18 protein-coding genes are annotated in these 17,220 nt (G+C 72.1%); 13 read left to right on the top strand and 5 right to left on the bottom strand.

Annotated features, from left to right (window positions below; all coding sequences use genetic code 11):
* Positions 1-73 precede the first annotated feature (73 nt).
* Both O4J56_RS15535 and O4J56_RS15530 read right to left on the bottom strand, forming a co-directional pair.
* The gene (locus O4J56_RS15535) at positions 74-1,246 is read right to left on the bottom strand and encodes a pyridoxal phosphate-dependent aminotransferase (RefSeq protein WP_270686495.1); all 1,173 of its coding nucleotides are present in this window, start codon (positions 1,244-1,246) and stop codon (positions 74-76) included.
* A 67-nt stretch (positions 1,247-1,313) separates the two neighbouring features.
* Positions 1,314-1,721 carry a BlaI/MecI/CopY family transcriptional regulator gene (locus O4J56_RS15530; protein ID WP_270686506.1) on the bottom strand — a complete coding sequence of 136 codons (408 nt, stop codon included), beginning with the start codon at positions 1,719-1,721 and terminating at the stop codon, positions 1,314-1,316.
* Between the two features lie 273 nt (positions 1,722-1,994).
* Here O4J56_RS15530 and O4J56_RS15525 point away from each other — a divergent pair, with 273 nt between their 5' ends.
* The 8 genes from O4J56_RS15525 (at position 1,995) to O4J56_RS15490 (ending at position 9,694) form a co-directional block, all read left to right on the top strand.
* Complete coding sequence (locus O4J56_RS15525) at positions 1,995-2,432, top strand: pyridoxamine 5'-phosphate oxidase family protein (protein WP_270686505.1); 438 nt, start codon at positions 1,995-1,997, stop codon at positions 2,430-2,432.
* A gap of 515 nt (positions 2,433-2,947) precedes the next feature.
* The gene (locus tag O4J56_RS15520; RefSeq protein WP_270686494.1) at positions 2,948-6,610 is read left to right on the top strand and encodes a multifunctional oxoglutarate decarboxylase/oxoglutarate dehydrogenase thiamine pyrophosphate-binding subunit/dihydrolipoyllysine-residue succinyltransferase subunit; all 3,663 of its coding nucleotides are present in this window, start codon (positions 2,948-2,950) and stop codon (positions 6,608-6,610) included.
* A 5-nt stretch (positions 6,611-6,615) separates the two neighbouring features.
* Complete coding sequence (locus tag O4J56_RS15515) at positions 6,616-6,795, top strand: DUF6104 family protein (protein ID WP_270686493.1); 180 nt, start codon at positions 6,616-6,618, stop codon at positions 6,793-6,795.
* A 214-nt stretch (positions 6,796-7,009) separates the two neighbouring features.
* Complete coding sequence (locus O4J56_RS15510; RefSeq protein ID WP_270686492.1) at positions 7,010-7,864, top strand: DUF4097 family beta strand repeat-containing protein; 855 nt, start codon at positions 7,010-7,012, stop codon at positions 7,862-7,864.
* A complete protein-coding gene (locus O4J56_RS15505) occupies positions 7,861-8,991 on the top strand; it encodes a PadR family transcriptional regulator (RefSeq protein WP_270686491.1) in 1,131 nt (376 codons plus the stop codon). The genes O4J56_RS15510 and O4J56_RS15505 overlap by 4 nt, the downstream gene beginning before the upstream one ends.
* Before the next feature lie 102 nt (positions 8,992-9,093).
* Positions 9,094-9,294: a hypothetical protein gene (locus tag O4J56_RS15500; protein ID WP_270686490.1), complete on the top strand. Its 201-nt coding sequence runs from the start codon at positions 9,094-9,096 to the stop codon at positions 9,292-9,294.
* Complete coding sequence (locus tag O4J56_RS15495; protein WP_270686489.1) at positions 9,294-9,509, top strand: type II toxin-antitoxin system HicB family antitoxin; 216 nt, start codon at positions 9,294-9,296, stop codon at positions 9,507-9,509. Before O4J56_RS15500 ends, O4J56_RS15495 begins: the two co-directional genes overlap by 1 nt.
* Entirely contained in the window at positions 9,506-9,694 is a 189-nt protein-coding gene (locus O4J56_RS15490; protein WP_270686488.1) for a hypothetical protein, read from the top strand. The genes O4J56_RS15495 and O4J56_RS15490 overlap by 4 nt, the downstream gene beginning before the upstream one ends.
* A 15-nt stretch (positions 9,695-9,709) precedes the next feature.
* On the opposite strand, the gene O4J56_RS15485 is transcribed toward O4J56_RS15490, so the two are convergent.
* Positions 9,710-10,675, bottom strand: a complete 966-nt coding sequence (locus O4J56_RS15485; RefSeq protein WP_270686487.1) for a zinc-binding dehydrogenase — start codon at positions 10,673-10,675, stop codon at positions 9,710-9,712.
* 10 nt (positions 10,676-10,685) lie between these two features.
* The gene (locus O4J56_RS15480) at positions 10,686-11,198 is read right to left on the bottom strand and encodes an ATP-binding protein (RefSeq protein WP_270686486.1); all 513 of its coding nucleotides are present in this window, start codon (positions 11,196-11,198) and stop codon (positions 10,686-10,688) included.
* Positions 11,199-11,387: 189 nt separating this feature from the next.
* Here O4J56_RS15480 and O4J56_RS15475 point away from each other — a divergent pair, with 189 nt between their 5' ends.
* The gene (locus O4J56_RS15475; protein ID WP_270686485.1) at positions 11,388-12,281 is read left to right on the top strand and encodes a helix-turn-helix domain-containing protein; all 894 of its coding nucleotides are present in this window, start codon (positions 11,388-11,390) and stop codon (positions 12,279-12,281) included.
* A 22-nt stretch (positions 12,282-12,303) separates the two neighbouring features.
* A complete protein-coding gene (locus tag O4J56_RS15470; RefSeq protein WP_270686484.1) occupies positions 12,304-12,513 on the top strand; it encodes a DUF397 domain-containing protein in 210 nt (69 codons plus the stop codon).
* Between the two features lie 324 nt (positions 12,514-12,837).
* Here the strand turns inward: O4J56_RS15470 and O4J56_RS15465 are convergent, their stop codons facing one another.
* Positions 12,838-14,028 (bottom strand): NAD(P)-dependent malic enzyme, encoded by a 1,191-nt coding sequence (locus tag O4J56_RS15465; RefSeq protein ID WP_270686483.1) that lies wholly within the window; start codon positions 14,026-14,028, stop codon positions 12,838-12,840.
* Positions 14,029-14,415: 387 nt separating this feature from the next.
* Here O4J56_RS15465 and O4J56_RS15460 point away from each other — a divergent pair, with 387 nt between their 5' ends.
* From O4J56_RS15460 to O4J56_RS15450, 3 genes are all read left to right on the top strand, one after another.
* Positions 14,416-15,330, top strand: coding sequence for an ABC transporter substrate-binding protein (locus tag O4J56_RS15460; RefSeq protein ID WP_270686482.1), 915 nt, complete (start codon positions 14,416-14,418; stop codon positions 15,328-15,330).
* 9 nt (positions 15,331-15,339) lie between these two features.
* Positions 15,340-16,284 (top strand): amino acid ABC transporter permease, encoded by a 945-nt coding sequence (locus tag O4J56_RS15455; RefSeq protein ID WP_270686481.1) that lies wholly within the window; start codon positions 15,340-15,342, stop codon positions 16,282-16,284.
* A gap of 71 nt (positions 16,285-16,355) precedes the next feature.
* A complete protein-coding gene (locus O4J56_RS15450) occupies positions 16,356-17,108 on the top strand; it encodes an amino acid ABC transporter ATP-binding protein (RefSeq protein ID WP_270686504.1) in 753 nt (250 codons plus the stop codon).
* Positions 17,109-17,220 lie beyond the last annotated feature (112 nt).

Genomic DNA, 17,220 nt, shown 5'->3' with positions numbered 1-17,220 from the left:
ACGGCCCGCGAGCAACAAGCACTCTCGTTGGCCGCTTGACATAGAAGCGTCAACGACGGGGAGGTGCGGAGTCTCAGGAGGCGAAGGCGCGGACGAGCCGGTCGGCGGCGTCGTCGAGCACTTCGTCGCGCTTGCAGAAGGCGAACCTGACCAGGTGGCGCCCCTCCTCCACGCGGTCGTAGAGGACCTGGGCGGGCACGCAGGCCACCCCGGCGGTGCGCGGCAGGGTGCGGGCCAGCTCCAGCCCGTCCTTGAACCCGAGCGGGCGCACGTCGGCCATGACGAAGTAGGTGCCCTGCGGGCGCAGCACGCCGAACCCGGCCCGGTCCAGGCCGTCCGAGAGGCGGTCGCGCTTGGCCTGCAGCGCCTCACGCTGGCCGCGCACCCACTCCCGCTCCCCGGTGACCGCCTCGGCGACGGCGAGCTGGAGCGCGCCGTTGGCGGAGAAGGTGAGGAACTGGTTGACGGTCTGCACCGCGCGCACGAGCGGCGCCGGGCCCATCACCCACCCGGTCTTCCAGGCGGTGACCGAGAACGTCTTGCCGACCGAGGACACCGCGACGGTGCGCTCGCGCATTCCGGGCAGGGAGGCCAGGGGCACGTGCTCGGCGCCGTCGAACAGCAGGTGCTCGTAGACCTCGTCGGTGAGCGCGATCAGGTCGTGCTCGCGGCAGACGGCGGCGATCTCCTCCAGCTCGGCACGGGTGAGCACGGTGCCGGTGGGGTTGTGCGGGGAGTTGACGACGACCATGCGGGTGCGTGGGCCCACCGCGGCGCGCAGCTCGGCCGGGTCGAAGGTGAAGCGCCCGTCGGGGCCGGGGCGCAGCGGGACGGGGCGGCGCACGCCCCCGGCCAGGGAGACCACGGCGGCGTAGGAGTCGTACATCGGCTCGAAGAGCACGACCTCGTCCCCGGGCTCGACCATGGCCAGCACCGAGGCGGCGATCCCCGCGGTGGCGCCGACGGTGATGTAGACCTCGCCGTCGGGGTCGTACTCGGTGCCGAAGCGCTCGGCCCGGTCGGCGGCCACGGCGGCGCGCAGCTCGGGCCTGCCGGGGCCGGGCGGGTACTGGTTGACGCCGTCGCGGATGCGGCCCGCGGCGGCCTCGATCAGCGAGCGGGGCCCATCGGTGTCCGGGAAGCCCTGCCCGAGGTTGATCGCTCCGGTCTCGGCGGCCAGGCGGCTCATCTCGGCGAACACGGTCTCGCCGTAGGCGCGCATGCGTTCCACAAGGGGTTCGTCCACAGGGGCAGCATAGACGTGCGCCCTCCCTGCGTGGTGGGCCGCCGGGTGCCGATCCGCGGCAGGACGGCTATCCGGCGACCTCGCGGCCGGTCGGGCGGCGACGGCGGCCGGGGCGGTGGTCGGCGCGCGTCTCGACCAGGGCGTCGGCCAGGTGCAGGCGGTCCTCGGCGCTGATCCCGGCCACGAACCGGCGGATGGTGGCCCCCGGGTCGCCGCAGTCGTTGAACACCTCGCCCATGACCCGGGCGGAGTACTCGGCGCGGCTCTCGGAGGGGCGGTAGAGCCAGGCCCGGCCGGACTTCTCCCGCTGCAGCAGGCCTTTGTGGAAGAGGATGGTGGTCACGGTCATCACGGTCGTGTAGGCGACCTCGCGGCCGTAATGCATGCGGGCGCGGACCTCCCGCACCGGGAGTGGGCCGTCGGCGCTCCAGAGCGCGTCCATGATCGCCGCTTCGAGCTCCCCGAACTCCTTCACTGCACGGACCTCCCTGAGGATTCGTTCCGCCATGCTAAGAGCGGGCCTTTCCCCTCCGCCGGGGATTCGCCGAGAACGCACCGATCCGCACACCCTGGGGGTGTTCGGCGGGGGATTTCGGCGACACGCCCGTGGTGCGGTGCACGGAGCAAGCGCGCGCGGCGCCCCCGCCCGATCGGTCCGCAGTGGCCCGCGCCACAATGGGAGGCCCGGGGGCCGACGGAGGAGGACCGCGTGGAGCAACGGCGCCGCGACCGCAGGGCCCAGATCGCCATGACCGCCGACGAGCGGGCGGCGTTCCTCGCCGCGAACCGGAAGGTGCAGGTGGCGACGGTGGGGCCGGACGGCGCCCCGCACCTGTCGACGCTGTTCTACGCCCTGGTCGGCGGCCGCCTGGCGTTCTGGACCTACGCCGCCTCCCAGAAGGCGGTGAACCTGCGCCGCGACCCGCGGATCACCTGCCTGGTCGAGGACGGGGAGGAGTACGGGGAGCTGCGCGGGCTGATGCTGCGGGGCACCGCGGAGACGGCCGACGACCCCGGGACGGTCCGGCGGGTGGGCACGGCGGTGACCGCCGCCATGACCGGCACCCCGGAGGAGGCCCTGGAGGCCGCGGGCGCGCGAGAGGAGATCGAGCGCGCCGGGCGCAAGCGGGTGGCGGTGTTCGTCCGGGAGGAGCACGCCGCGAGCTGGGACCACTCCAAGCTCTGAGGGCCCCGGCCGGGGCGGGCGCAGGGGGAGAGAAGTCGTGCGCGGCCGGACCCGCTCCCTCGTCCGGCGGAACCCCCGTGTCCCGCCGGTCTCGGGAACGGCCGTCCTGCCCGGCCGCGCACACCTGGTGTGACGCCGGGCACCGGCACCCGGTTCCGAAAAAATCTCCGGCGCCCCGCACGATTGGCCCGGTGCCGGGCGGGGCATGGTCTCCGGGACCCGGACGGGCGCACGGAACCCCTGGAAGCGCGGGCGGTCCGGGTATCCGATCCACCGCGTGCCGCAGCCGTGCGGCGAGCCGACTTTGTGAATGATTGTTAGGTATCTCCCAGTCCGGTATCGGTCTGGGGGCGGCATCTTCATGCCTGTACAGCTAGCCTGTTACCGAGATTGCCGGCCGGGCGAAGCGTCCCCGCCGCCTGCGGTAGCTGGCGCGCTGCGAGCCCGCCCTGCTTGGCGGCCATCTCCAGATCCATACATTCACAAGCGAGCTGCGGAAGAGGGCGATCTCCGCCGTGTCGTCTGAGGCGTCTCAACCCCTGACAGATTTCGGCCCGAACGAGTGGTTGGTCGAGGAGCTCTATCAGAAGTACCTGAACGACCCGAACTCCGTTGACAAGGCGTGGTGGAACTTCTTCGCCGACTACAAGTCCGGATCCGCCAAGCCCGGGACCGCCGCGTCCGGCGCCGCGGGTGCACCGACGGCCACGGGTGCACCCGCCAAGGCCGACGGCAAGGCTCCGGCGACGGCCAAGGACGGCGGCAAGAAGCCCGCGGCGGGCGCCGAGTCCTCCTCCGCCCCGGCCGACGAGGCCCTGAAGGTCACCGAGGAGCGGCTGCGCGGGGCCCCGGCCCGCACCGCCACCAACATGGAGTCCAGCCTCGCGCTGCCGACCGCCACCTCGGTGCGTGCGGTGCCGGTGAAGCTGCTCTTCGACAACCGCATCGTCATCAACAACCACCTGCGCCGCGCGCGCGGGGGCAAGGTGTCGTTCACCCACATCATCGGCTACGCCATGGTCAAGGCCCTGGAGTCGATGCCGGAGATGAACCACTCCTACGTCGAGGTCGACGGCAAGCCCGGGGTGGCCAAGCCCGAGCACGTCAATTTCGGCCTCGCGATCGACCTGCAGAAGCCGGACGGCTCCCGGCAGCTCGTCGTGCCCTCGGTCAAGGCCGCCGACACCCTGGACTTCAAGGGGTTCTGGAGCGCCTACGAGGAGCTGGTCCGCAAGGCCCGCAACAACAAGCTGGGCGTGCCCGACTTCCAGGGCACCACGATCAGCCTGACCAACCCGGGCGGCATCGGCACCGTGCACTCGGTGCCGCGGCTGATGCCGGGCCAGGGCACCATCATCGGCGTCGGGTCGATGGAGTACCCGGCCGAGTTCCAGGGCGCCTCCCCCGAGACGCTGAACCGGCTGGCCATCAGCAAGGTCATGACGCTGACCTCCACCTACGACCACCGGATCATCCAGGGCGCGCAGTCCGGGGAGTTCCTGAAGCGCATCCACCAGCTCCTGCTGGGCGAGGACGGCTTCTACGACGAGATCTTCGCCTCCCTGCGGCTCCCCTACGAGCCGGTCCGCTGGACGCAGGACATCTCGGTCGACACCTCCCAGCAGCTGGACAAGACCAGCCGGGTGCAGGAGCTGATCCACGCCTACCGGGTCCGCGGCCACCTCATGGCCGACACCGACCCGCTGGAGTACAAGCAGCGCCGCCACCCCGACCTGGACGTGCTGCAGCACGGGCTGACCCTGTGGGACCTGGAGCGCGAGTTCCCCACCGGCGGCTTCGGCGGCAAGCCGGTGATGAAGCTCCGCGACATCCTGGGCGTGCTGCGCGACACCTACTGCCGCACGGTCGGCATCGAGTACATGCACATCCAGTCCCCCGAAGAGCGGGAGTGGATCCAGGCGCACATCGAGCGCGAGCACGAGAAGCTCGACCGCGACGAGCAGCTGCACATCCTGCGCCGCCTCAACAGCGCCGAGGCCTTCGAGACCTTCCTGCAGACCAAGTACGTCGGGCAGAAGCGGTTCTCGCTGGAGGGCGGCGAGTCGCTCATCCCGCTGCTGGACGGCGTGATCTCCCAGGCGGCCGGCGCCGAGCTGGACGAGGTCGTCATCGGCATGGCCCACCGCGGCCGCCTCAACGTTCTCGCCAACATCTGCGGCAAGTCCTACGGCCAGATCTTCGGCGAGTTCGAGGGCAACCTGGACCCGCGCTCGGCGCACGGCTCCGGCGACGTCAAGTACCACCTGGGCACCGCGGGCACCTTCGAGACCCCCGACGGGCAGAAGATCGCGATCTCCCTGGCGGCCAACCCGAGCCACCTGGAGACGGTCGACCCGGTGCTGGAGGGCATCGTCCGCGCCAAGCAGGACGTGCTCGACAAGGGGCCGCACGGCTTCACGGTGCTGCCGCTGCTCATCCACGGCGACGCCGCGTTCGCCGGGCAGGGCGTGGTGGCCGAGACGCTCAACCTGTCGCAGCTGCGGGGCTACCGCACCGGCGGCACGGTGCACGTCATCGTCAACAACCAGGTCGGGTTCACCACCTCCCCGGCCGACAGCCGCTCCAGCATCTACGCCACCGACGTGGCGCGGATGGTGCAGGCGCCGATCTTCCACGTCAACGGGGACGACCCGGAGGCCGTGGTGCGGGTGGCGCGGCTGGCCTTCGCCTACCGCCAGGCGTTCAACAAGGACGTCGTCGTCGACATGGTGTGCTACCGCCGCCGCGGGCACAACGAGTCGGACAACCCGCACTTCACCCAGCCGCTGATGTACGAGCTGATCGACTCCAAGCGGTCCACCCGCAAGCTCTACACCGAGGCGCTGGTCGGCCGCGGCGACATCACCATGGAGGAGGCCGAGCAGGCGCTGCGCGAGTACCAGCAGGAGCTGGAGCGCGCCTTCTCCGAGACCCGCGAGGCCGACAAGAAGCCGGTCGAGCCCGGCTCGGTCGTCAAGCCGGAGGTCTTCGACGAGGGGCGCCTGGACCACACCCAGGTCCCCACCGCCATCTCCGAGCAGGCGGTCAAGGAGATCATCGCGACCCAGACCGACCTGCCCGAGGGCTTCACCGCCCACCCGCGCCTGCTGCCGCAGCTGCAGCGCCGCGCCAAGGTGGTCGAGGACGGCACCATCGACTGGGCCACCGGCGAGCTGCTCGCCTTCGGCTCGCTGCTGATGGACGAGCACCCGGTGCGCCTGGTGGGCCAGGACAGCCGCCGCGGCACCTTCGGCCAGCGGCACGCCTCCCTGGTGGACAAGGCCACCGGCGAGGTGCACACCCCGCTCAAGCGGTTCGACCGGGGCACCTCCAAGTTCTACGTGCACGACTCGCTGCTCAGCGAGTACGCGGCGCTGGGCTTCGAGTACGGCTACTCGGTGGAGCGCCCGGACGCGCTCGTGTGCTGGGAGGCCCAGTTCGGCGACTTCGTCAACGGCGCGCAGAGCGTCATCGACGAGTACATCTCCTCCAGCGAGCAGAAGTGGGGCCAGCGCTCCAGCGTGACCCTGCTGCTGCCGCACGGCTACGAGGGCCAGGGCCCGGACCACTCCTCGGCCCGGGTCGAGCGGTTCCTGCAGCAGTGCGCGCAGGAGAACATGACCGTGGCGATGCCGACCACCCCGGCCAGCTACTTCCACCTGCTCCGGTGGCAGGGCCTGTCGGGCTACCGGCGCCCGCTGGTGGTGTTCACCCCCAAGTGGATGCTGCGCGCCAAGCAGGCCACCTCCACGGCCGCCGAGTTCACCTCGGGGTCGTTCGAGCCGGTCATCGACGACCGCAAGGTCGACCCGGCCAAGGTGCGCCGGGTGGTGCTGTGCTCCGGCAAGGTCTACTACGACCTGGACGGCGCCCGGGACCGCACCGGCGACGAGCACACCGCGATCATCCGCGTGGAGCGGCTCTACCCGCTCCCCGTGGAGGAGATCCGGCGGCGCCTGGCGGCGTTCCCCAACGCCGGCGAGGTGCTGTGGGTGCAGGAGGAGCCGGCGAACATGGGCCCCTGGCCGTTCGTGGCGCTGGTCTTCTCCGAGCAGCTGGACCGGCCCTTCACCCGGGTCTCGCGCCCGGCCTCCTCCTCGCCGGCGGTCGGCTCGGCCAAGCGGCATGAGGTGGAGCAGCAGGCCGTGGTCAACACGGTGTTCCCGCCGGTCGAGTAGGCGCCATGTACTACACGGACCGCGGGATCGAGGAGCTGGAGCGGCGCCGGGGCGAGGAGGAGGTCTCCTTCGCCTGGCTCTCCGAGCAGCTGCGCACGTTCACCGACCTGAACCCGGAGTTCGAGACGGCCGTCGAGCGGCTCGCCACCTGGCTGGCCCGGCTCGACGACGACGAGGACGAGTGAGGCGGGCCGGGTCCGCGCGCCGGTGATGGGGGACCCCCGACAGCGTCGGGGGTCCCCTGCGGCGTTCGGGGCCGGGGGCGCCGCCCGGGGCCGGCCTCGGGGCCGGACTCGGGGTCTCCCCCGACACGCCCCGGATGTTTCGCGACATATCTTGAAGCGCCCGCGAACGCGACATATCGTGATTGCAGAAGCGTTCGAGTCGAAAGGTGTCGCGATGGCGCGTTGGACCATCGACCAGCCGACGACGCGGGTCCTCGACGGGATCGTGGCGCTGCGCGTCCGTGTCATCGGCGGTCATGTCAACATCCTGCCCACCGACGATCCGGCGACCTTCGAGGTCGCCGACATCAAGGGGGAGCCCGTCCTCGTCACGCACGAGGCCGGGATCCTCACCATCACCTACGAGGACCTGACCGGCGGCGGGCTGCTGGAGCGGCTCAAGCCGGTGCAGCTGTCCGGCTACAAGGACGTGGGGCGCCGCTCGGCCTCGGTCGACCTGCGGGTCCCCCGCGACTGCCCGGTGGAGGTCACCACCCTGTCGGCGCCGATCGTGGCCGCGGGGCTGGCCGGGCGGGTGCAGCTGCGCACCGCCTCGGGCGACGTCACCCTGGACGAGCTGACCGGGGACGTGGAGGTCTCCACGGTCAGCGGCGACCTGGCCGCGCGCGGCCTGCAGGGCGGCCTGTCCTTCAACAGCGTCGGCGGCCAGGCCGCGGTGGCCGGGGGGCGGCTGTCCTCCTTCGCCGCCAAGACCGCCTCGGGCAAGGTCCTGGCCGACGTGGAGCTGGCCGCCTCCGCCAAGGTGCGGCTGGGCTCCATCTCCGGCGGGGTGGCGCTGCGGGTGCCCGCCGAGACCTCCGCCGACGTCGACCTGCGCTCGGCCACCGGCGCCCTGGACTCGGAGTTCGGGCTGGAGCGCAAGGCCCTGCGCGGCCGCTCCCGGCTGGGCGGCACGATCGGGAACGGCCCCGATCCGGCCGCCATCAGCACCACCACGGTCTCGGGGGCGGTCTCCCTGCTGCGCCGCGCCGCCGACGCCCCGGCCGAGATCCCGAGGGGGAACGCATGAGCACCATCTTCGGCCACGGCCGGCTCCGGCTCTACCTGCTGAAGCTGCTGGACGAGAGCCCCAAGCACGGCTACGAGATCATCAGCCTGCTGCGCGACCGGTTCCTGGGGGTGTACTCGCCCTCGCCGGGGACGATCTACCCGCGCCTGGCCCGCCTGGAGGAGGAGGGGCTGGTCACCCATGAGGAGGTCAACGGCCGCAAGGTCTACCGGCTGACCGACAAGGGGCGCGAGGAGCTGAACAGCCGCAGCGCGGACCTGAACGACCTGGAGCGCGAGATCACCGAGTCGGTGCGGGACGTGGCCCGCGCGGTCAAGGAGGACGTGCGCGACACCATCAGCTCACTGCGCGAGGAGCTGAAGTACGCCGCCTCCGGCGGGCGCCGCGCCCGGGAGGCCTCCTCCGGCACGGAGGGCTCGGCCGGTTCCGGCGACACCGCCGACGCCGCCGATGCCGCCGGCGAGGAGGGCGCGGACCGCGAGCGCGCGGGGCAGGGCGCCCAGGGCGGCCACGGCGGCTGGTGGGGGCGCGACTGGGAGCGCCTCGCCAAGGACGTCGGCGAGTCCTGGAAGGGCTCGTGGGGCGGCGCGTGGGGCACCTGGGGGTCGTGGGGCTCCGGCCGCACCGCCGAGGACGAGGAGGCCTCCGGGGCCTCGGGCGAGGGCGACTCCGCGTCCGGCGGGGAGCACCGCGGCGGCCGTTCGGAGTTCGAGCGGACGCTGCACGAGTTCGCCGACCGGGTCCGCGACGTGGTCCGCGAGGGCGGCGCCGTGGGCGAGTCGGCGGCGCGCGACCTCAAGCGGATCCTGGACGACACGCTGGACGTGATCCAGCGCGACATGGCCCACTGGGGCCCCGGCGGCGGGAAGCACCCGTGCGGCCGCCAGGAGTCCTCCGAAGAGGAGGAGGAGACCACCGGCGCCCAGGAGGACCGGGAGGAGCGCGAGGAGCCGAAGGGCCCCTTCGCCCAGCCCCCGGCCGACGAGGACCGCTCCGACCCGTGGTCCACCGCCGTCCACGAGGACCCGTCGCCGAAGGCCCCGCCGGCGGAGCCGGAGGCGCGAGCCGACGGAGACGGCGACGGCCCTGAGGACGCCAAGGGCGACGACAGGCCCGGACCCGCCTGAGGCCACTCGTCCACAGGTACGCGATCACCCTGCATCCGCCGGGGCGGTCGCGTACCTTTCTCATGTCGGGCTCGTCCACACCGCTACGGAGGGCCGCCGAGGATGAACCGCCCCGTCAAGCTCCCCTACACGATGGTCTTCGACGAGGGGGTCTGGTACGCCGGGACCGAACTGCGCGGCCTGAGGGTCGTCGGCGAGGGCCCCACCCCCGCGGCGGCCAAGGACGACCTCGAGGAGACGGTCCTGGCCGTCCTCCGCAAGCGCCGTTCGAGCAATCAGAACATCGAACTCACGGTGCGCTGATGCCCGAGAGCCGAACGACGCGCATGTCCCCCGTCGTGGTCCGGGACGAGGATGGAATGTGGTGCGCCCACGTCTCCCTACGGCCGGGCGTCGGGGCCGTCGGCGAGGGCGGCACGCCGGAGGAGGCACTCGCCGATCTCCAGGAGGCCCTCGCCGGGCTCATCGAGGAGTTCGGGACGCCCCGGCGCCCCGGTGCGGAGCGGGGGGCGCCGTGAGGATCACCCTTGAACAGGACGAGGACGGGGTCTGGAACGGCCACGCGGAGGTCCGCACCGGACACCATGCCTTCGGATACGGCGACGACCCCGCCGACGCGCTGGCCGACCTCATGGAGGGGATCGCCGCCTTGGCCGAATCCGAGGAGGGCGGTCAGGGCCCGGTGACCGGTACCGGGCCCTGACGGTCGTCCCGGGGGTCAGACCGTGAAGACGATCTTGCCGAACTGGTCGCCCGCCGCCATGGCCTCGAAGCCCTCCTTGGCCTGGGTCAGCGGGAGCACGCGGTCGATGGCGGGACGCACGCCGGTGCGGGCCAGCATCTCGGTCAGGTGGGCCAGCTCGCCGCGGGTGCCCATCGTCGAGCCGATCACCTGCAGCTGCAGGAAGAACACCCGGGTCAGCTCGGCCGAAGGGGCGTCGCCGCTGGTGGCGCCGCAGGTGACGATCTTGCCGCCGGGCTTGAGGGAGCGCACCGAGTGCCCCCAGGTCGCCTGGCCGACCGAGTCGAACACCGCGTCCACCTTCTCCGGGAGCCGCTCCCCCGTCGGCACGGCCGCGTGCGCGCCCAGGGCCACGGCCCGGTCGCGCTTGGCCTCGCTGCGGCTGGTGGCGTAGACCCGGTGCCCGGCCTGCGCGGCCAGCGCGATGAGCGCCCCGGCCACGCCGCCGCCCGCGCCCTGCACCAGCAGGGTCGACCCGGGCGCCGGGGCCGCCTTGGTGAACAGCATGCTGTAGGCGGTCAGCCACGCCGTGGGCAGGCAGGCCGCCTCCTCGAAACTCAGCTCGGCGGGCTTGGGCACCAGGTTGCGGCGCGGAACCGCGACCTTCTCGGCGAGCGTGCCGTCGTACACCTCCGACAGCAGGGACCGCTTGGGGTCGTAGGTCTCCCCGCCCGGGACGCCGGGGTCGCCCACCACGGAGTGCACGATCACCTCGTTGCCGTCCTCGTCGACCCCGGCGGCGTCGCAGCCCAGCACCATGGGCAGCTTGTCGGCGCTCAGGCCCACGCCGCGCAGGCTCCACAGGTCGTGGTGGTTGAGGGAGGCCGCCTTCACGTCCACGACGGTCCAGCCGTCGCGGGGGGCGGGATCGGGCCGTTCGCCGGCCTCCAGGCCGGAGACGGGGTCGTCGGGGTCGATGCGCGCGGCGGTGATAGCGAACATGCCCCGAACCCTAGCGATGGGCGGCGGCGCCGTCGGCCCGGGCCCCGGGGTCGAGCGAGAAGGCCACCACACGGCCTCCGGGCATCGGGGAGGTGTGCCACTCGCTGGAGATCGCCTCCACCATCGCCAGCCCGCGGCCGCTCTCGGAGTCGGGCGAGAACCCGCGCACCGCCGGGCGGTCGCCGGGGGTGTCGGGGCGCGGCCCCTCGTCGTGCACGGACACGGTGACCGCCCCGGGGCGGTGCACCACCTCCACGCCGAACCGCCCGCCGGGCTCGCCGCTGCGGGTGTGCCTCACGGCGTTCGCGGCGACCTCGCTGACCAGCAGCATGGCCGCGTCGACCAGGTCGTCCTTCAGGGCGGGGCACAGCGCGAGCGTGGACCGTACGAAGGCGCGCGCCTCGCGCACGTACGGCTCCTCGCCGGGGAATCCGCACCGGGCCATGACCACCGCGCCCGCGCCCCGGGCCCGGGGGACCGCGGGGAACTCCCGGGCAGGCGGTCCCTGAAGTGTCGCGCTCATGGCTGGCTCCCCCCTGGGCGTGGTGGCGCTCCGGCAGACCCGGGTCCGCGCCCGGGTGACCATCCTCCCCTCGCGCCCCGGCCGCTGCAATTGCTTCCCTGATTTTTCCCTACCCGCTTTACCTCCCACTGATGTCCAGTAGCCTCGTTCCGTTCTCCTTTCGGCACTCCCCTCAGCCAGGAGGTCACCATGTCCGCTTCCAACAGCCCCACGGCGCGGCGGCGCCGCCTCGGCGTCGAATTGCGCCGTCTGCGGGAAAACGCCGGAATGACCGGAGAAGAGGCCGCGGAGCGGATGGCCTGGTCCGGCAGCAAGCTGTCGCGGATCGAGCGCGGCCAGGTCGCCACCAACTCCGACGACGTGCGCGACCTGCTCGACCTGTACAAGGTGGAGGACATGGGCCTGCGCACCTCGCTGGTGACGCTGGCCCGCGAGTCTCGGCGGCGCGGCTGGTGGCACGTGTACGGCGACGTCATGCCCGAGCGCTTCGAGGTCTACCTCGGCCTGGAGCCGGAGGCGGCCGTGCTCCGCTTCTACCAGGCGCAGATCGTCCCCGGGCTGTTCCAGACCGAGGCCTACGCCCGCGCGCTCCTGGAGGCGCACCCGGCCTCGGTCGCCCCCGAGGAGGTCGAGCGCCGGGTGGAGCTGCGCATCCGCCGCCGGGAACTGCTGTTCTCGGAGCGCTCGCCGTCCCCGCACGTCTGGGTGGTGCTGGACGAATCGGTCCTGCACCGGCCGGTCGGCGGGCCGCAGGTGATGGCCGACCAGATCGCCTACCTGCTGGAGGCCGGGCGGAGGACGCAGGTCACCGTGCAGGTCGTACCTTTCGGAATCGGGGTGCATTCCGGACTCGACGGGGCGTTCGACATCCTCGAGTTCCCCGAATCCGATATCCACACCCCCAAACTCGTCCATTTGGAGAACCTGACGAGCAGCCTCTATATAGAAAAGGCCAAGGAGGTGCACTTCTACACGGTGGCCTTCGAGCACCTGCGCACCGCCGCGCTGCACCCGGAAAGGACCCGCCAGGTCCTGGCGGAGATGGAGCGCTCCATGCGGGCGCGGGCGCAGGACGACGAGTAATCGCGATACGAGGAGGCGCGGCATGCCCGCGATCGATCCACAGCTCCCCCGGCACCCCCGCTGGCGGACGAGCAGCCACAGCAGCACCGGCGGCGGCCAGTGCGTCGAGGTGGCGGACGTGCCGGAGGGCACGTGGGTGCGCGACTCGCGCGCACCGGAGGGGGCGGTCCTGGCCTTCGGGCACGCCGCCTGGGCGGCCTTCGTCGGGGCCGCGGCCGACCGGCGGCTCTAGGGGGCGTTGAGTGGATCACGGCCTACTGCGCAACGCCCAGGCACGCCCCTCGCTGCGTTCTCATCAGTCGACAGCACGCCCAGGCTGACTCCCCCGATCCCTTGGGAGCACAGTGGCCTTGCGATGGACGCACCTGGACGCCGCTCGCTACGGCCATGACCCACACAACACCCCCTGGCCTCCCCACGCATCGGGCCGGGACCCGCGGGCGGCACACCCCGCGGACGGGAGGGGCCCACACAGAACGGATCCGGAGCCGGTGACCCCGCTCCGGATCCGCTACCGTGTGCCACCGTCCGATCACACGAACGGCGGTCCGGCCCGTCAGGCCCGCGCCACCCCGTCCTTGCGCGCCTGCTCCGCGACGGCGGCCGAGACCGCCGGGACGACCCGCGCGTCGAAGGTGCTCGGGATGATGTAGTCGGCGGCGAGGTCGTCGCCGACCAGGTCGGCCAGCGCGTCGGCGGCCGCGAGCTTCATGCCCTCGGTGATGTCCGAGGCGCCCGCGTCCAGCGCGCCCCGGAAGACGCCCGGGAACGCCAGCACGTTGTTGATCTGGTTCGGGAAGTCGCTGCGCCCGGTGGCCACGACGCTGGCGTACTTGCGCGCCACGTCCGGGTGCACCTCCGGGTTGGGGTTGGCCATCGCGCAGATGATCGCCTGCGGCGCCATCGTCGCCACGACCTCCTCGGGCACCTCCCCCGCGGACAGCCCGATGAACACGTCGGCCCCGGAGAGCGCGTTCTCGATCGAGCCCTCGAGCCCGGCCCGGTTGCTGATCGCCGCCAGCTCCTCCTTGACCGGGGTGAGGCCGTCGCGGCCGGCGTAGATCATGCCCTTGCTGTCGGCCACGGCGATGTCGCCGATGCCGCCGTCGAGCAGCATCTTGGTGACCGCCACCCCGGCCGCGCCCGCGCCCGAGACCACGGCGCGCAGGTCGCCCAGGGTGCGCCCGGTCAGCCGGGCCGCGTTGCGCAGCGCCGCCACGGTGACGATCGCGGTGCCGTGCTGGTCGTCGTGGAAGACCGGGATGTCCAGGCGCTCACGCAGCCGGCGCTCGATCTCGAAGCAGCGCGGCGCGGAGATGTCCTCCAGGTTGATCCCGCCGAAGGAGGGCGCCATCCGGGCGACCGTCTCCACCAGGTCGTCGACGTCGGTGCAGTTCAGCGCGATCGGCACCGAGTCCACGCCGCCGAACTGCTTGAACAGCAGCGACTTGCCCTCCATGACCGGGAGCGAGGCCTCGGGGCCGATGTCGCCCAGGCCCAGCACGGCCGAGCCGTCGGTGACGACCGCGACCAGGTTGGACCTCCAGGTGTAGGCGTCGACGAGCTCGGGGGATTCGGCGATGCCGCTGCACACACGCGCGACACCGGGGGTGTAGGCCAGGGACAGCCCGGCGTGGTCGCTCACGTCGACCGTGGACCGGACCTCCAGCTTGCCGCCCCGGTGCAGGGCGAAGGCCGGATCGGAATCGCGCTCGGTATGCCGCTCGCGCGGCGATTGGGTGGTCAACTCACAAACCCCTCAGTACATCGGTGCCCGCCGGTCGGCCATGACACGGGGGCGGGTGATCAGGTGGACGGCGCGCGGAGGCGAGTGGGTGCTAGGGGACGGCTCCGCTCCCGGCCGGCCAGGGCCGGGGCGTACGAGCCGGCCTCCGCTCGGCCGGTATGCAGGCCAAGCGCCGCCTCGTCCACGGGGGTGACCCGTTACCCAATCATCTCACAACGGTGACCCGAGCAACATGCCGGGTGGACGAGCATGGGACGACCGCGGTACCGGCCGGGTGTCGGCCGATCCCGGCCTCCGGCGCGGACGCGGGCGGACGCAGCCAGTCCGGGCGCCAGCGCGCCCCCGGCCCGAAGGAGACCCACCGTGGCCTCGCCGACGAGCTCCCCCATGACACCCTTCCGCGCCAGAGGCCTGCTCGCCGCCGGAGCCGCGGCCGCCACGCTGGCGGCGACGGCCTGCGGCGGCGGCGCCTCCGAGGAGGACGGCGCCGGCGGGGACGGCGCCCCCGAGGTCCAGGCGGACGAGGAGGTCGCCGCCCTGGTCCCGGACGACGTCGCGGAGCAGGGCTCGGTGACCGTGGGGGTGGACGCCAGCTACGCCCCCGGCGAGTTCCTCGACGCCGACGGCTCCACCGTGATCGGCTTCAACGTCGACCTGTTCGACGCGGTCGCCGCCAAGATGGGCATCGAGGCGAACTGGGAGGCCTCCACCTTCGGCACCATCGTCGAGGGCGTGGACAGCGGCAAGTACGACGTGGGCGTCTCCTCGTTCACGATCAATGCCGAGCGCATGGAGCAGGTGGACATGGTGAGCTACTACACCGTGGGCACCCAGTGGTTCACCGCCGCGGGCAACCCGGAGGGCGTCGACCCGGACGACGCGTGCGGGATGACCGTGGCCGTGCAGGCCAACACCGTCCAGGTCGAGGACATCGAGGCCCGCAGCGAGGCCTGCGAGGAGGCCGGCGACCCGGCGATCCAGATCGACCAGTACGAGCGCCAGGACCAGGCCACGCAGTCGATCGTGTCCGGCAAGAGCGACGCCGGACTGGCCGACATGCCGGTGGCGGTCTACGCCGTCGAGCAGACCGACGGCCAGCTGGAGACGCTCGGCGAGCAGTACGAGGCGGCCCCCTACGGCGCGGTGGTCAACAAGGAGAACGAGGAGCTGACCGAGGCGATCCGGGCCGGCTACCAGTCGATCATCGACGACGGCACCTACGACGAGATCCTGGCCGAGTGGGACCTGGCCGACCAGGGAACCATCGAGAAGGCCGAGATCAACCCCGACGTCGAGGAGTAAGAGGGCCGCGTGAGCACACCGACCCCGACCGAGGGGCGGGCGGCGCCCGAGCCGATCAAGGCCGTGCCCGTCCGCCACCCGGGCCGCTGGATCGCCGCGGCCGTCCTGCTGGTCCTGGCGGCCATGTTCGTCAACATGCTGGTGACGAACGACAAGTTCAACTGGCCGTTCCTGCTGGAGAACATGTTCTCCCCGCCGGTGCTCTACGGCGTGTGGACCACCCTGAAGCTGACCGTGCTCGCCATGGCGGTGGGCATCTCGCTGGGCATCGCCGTCGCGGTGATGCGCCTGTCGGGCAACCCGATCCTGGCGGGCCTGGCCTGGGTGTACACCTGGTTCTTCCGCGCCGTCCCGCGCCTGGTGCTGTGCGTGCTCTTCGGCAACATGGGCATCCTGTACCAGAACCTGGAGCTGGGGCTGCCGTTCGACAACTACTGGATGCCCGCGCTCGGGCTGGACGGCGACGCCCGCTTCTACAGCGTCCCGATGAACGAGGTGCTCACCCCGTTCATGGCGGCGCTGCTGGCGCTGGCGCTGTCCCAGGGCGCCTACATGGCCGAGATCGTGCGCGCCGGCCTGCTGTCGGTGGACAAGGGCCAGACCGAGGCCGCCCAGGCGCTGGGCATGGGCCGCGGGCTGATCCTGCGCCGCATCACCCTGCCGCAGGCGCTGCGGGTGATCGTGCCGCCCACCGGCAACGAGGTCACCGCGATGCTGAAGGACACCTCGCTGGTGTCGGCGATCCCGCTGACCACCGAGCTGTTCTTCCAGCTGCAGGCCATCGGCAACCGCACCTTCGACCTGTTCCCGATGCTGGTGGCGGCGTGCCTGTGGTACCTGGCCATCACCAGCCTGCTGATGGTGGGCCAGTTCTTCCTGGAGCGCTCCTTCACCCGGGGCGACCGCAGCGCACAGGCCGAGGTGACGATCATGCAGAGCAAGGCGGGACATTGAGCGCAACGGCGGGCGGCGAGGACGCGTCCACACGGGCCGGGGACCTGCCGCAGGCCCCCGGCGACGACGTGATGGTCCTGGCCGAGAACGTGCACAAGAGCTTCGGGCGGCTGGAGGTGCTGCGCGGCATCGACCTGGAGGTGCGCCGCGGAGAGGTGATGTGCGTGGTCGGCCCCTCGGGGTCGGGCAAGTCCACCTTCCTTCGGTGCATCAACCACCTGGAGAAGATCAACGGCGGACGGCTGTGGGTGAACGGGCGCCTGATGGGCTACCGGCAGCACGGCGGCCGCCTCTACGAGCTGCGCGACTCCCAGGTGGCCGCGCAGCGCCGGGACATCGGCATGGTGTTCCAGGCGTTCAACCTGTTCCCGCACATGTCGGTGCTGGGCAACGTGGTCGAGGCGCCGGTGCGGGTCAAGCGGGAGCCGCGCGCGGCCGCCCGCGAGACGGCGATGGAGCTGCTGGACAAGGTGGGCCTGGCGGACAAGGCCGCCTCCTTCCCGCGCCAGCTCTCCGGCGGGCAGCAGCAGCGGGTGGCCATCGCCCGCGCCCTGGCCATGCGGCCGGAGCTGATGCTGTTCGACGAGCCGACCAGCGCCCTGGACCCGGAGCTGGTGGGCGAGGTGCTGGACGTGATGAAGGACCTCGCCCGCGAGGGCATGACCATGGTGGTGGTGACCCACGAGATGGGCTTCGCCCGCGAGGTGGGCGACAGCCTGGTGTTCATGGACGGCGGCGTGGTGGTGGAGTCGGGTGCGCCCAAGCGGGTGCTCACCGACCCCCAGCACGAGCGCACCCGGGCGTTCCTGTCCAAGGTGCTCTGACCGGACCCCTCCCCGATGATCTCGACGAGGATGCCGTCATACCGGCGAGTACGACAGCACTTCCGTCGAGATCATCGGGGGTCTCGGCTGGGAGGTAGCGTGGGTCCCCCCT

The organism is Nocardiopsis endophytica, from assembly GCF_027706725.1.
Classification (GTDB): domain Bacteria; phylum Actinomycetota; class Actinomycetes; order Streptosporangiales; family Streptosporangiaceae; genus Nocardiopsis_A; species Nocardiopsis_A endophytica.
Note: the sequence above shows the minus strand (reverse complement) of the source record. Positions and strands in the feature narration are given on the sequence as shown.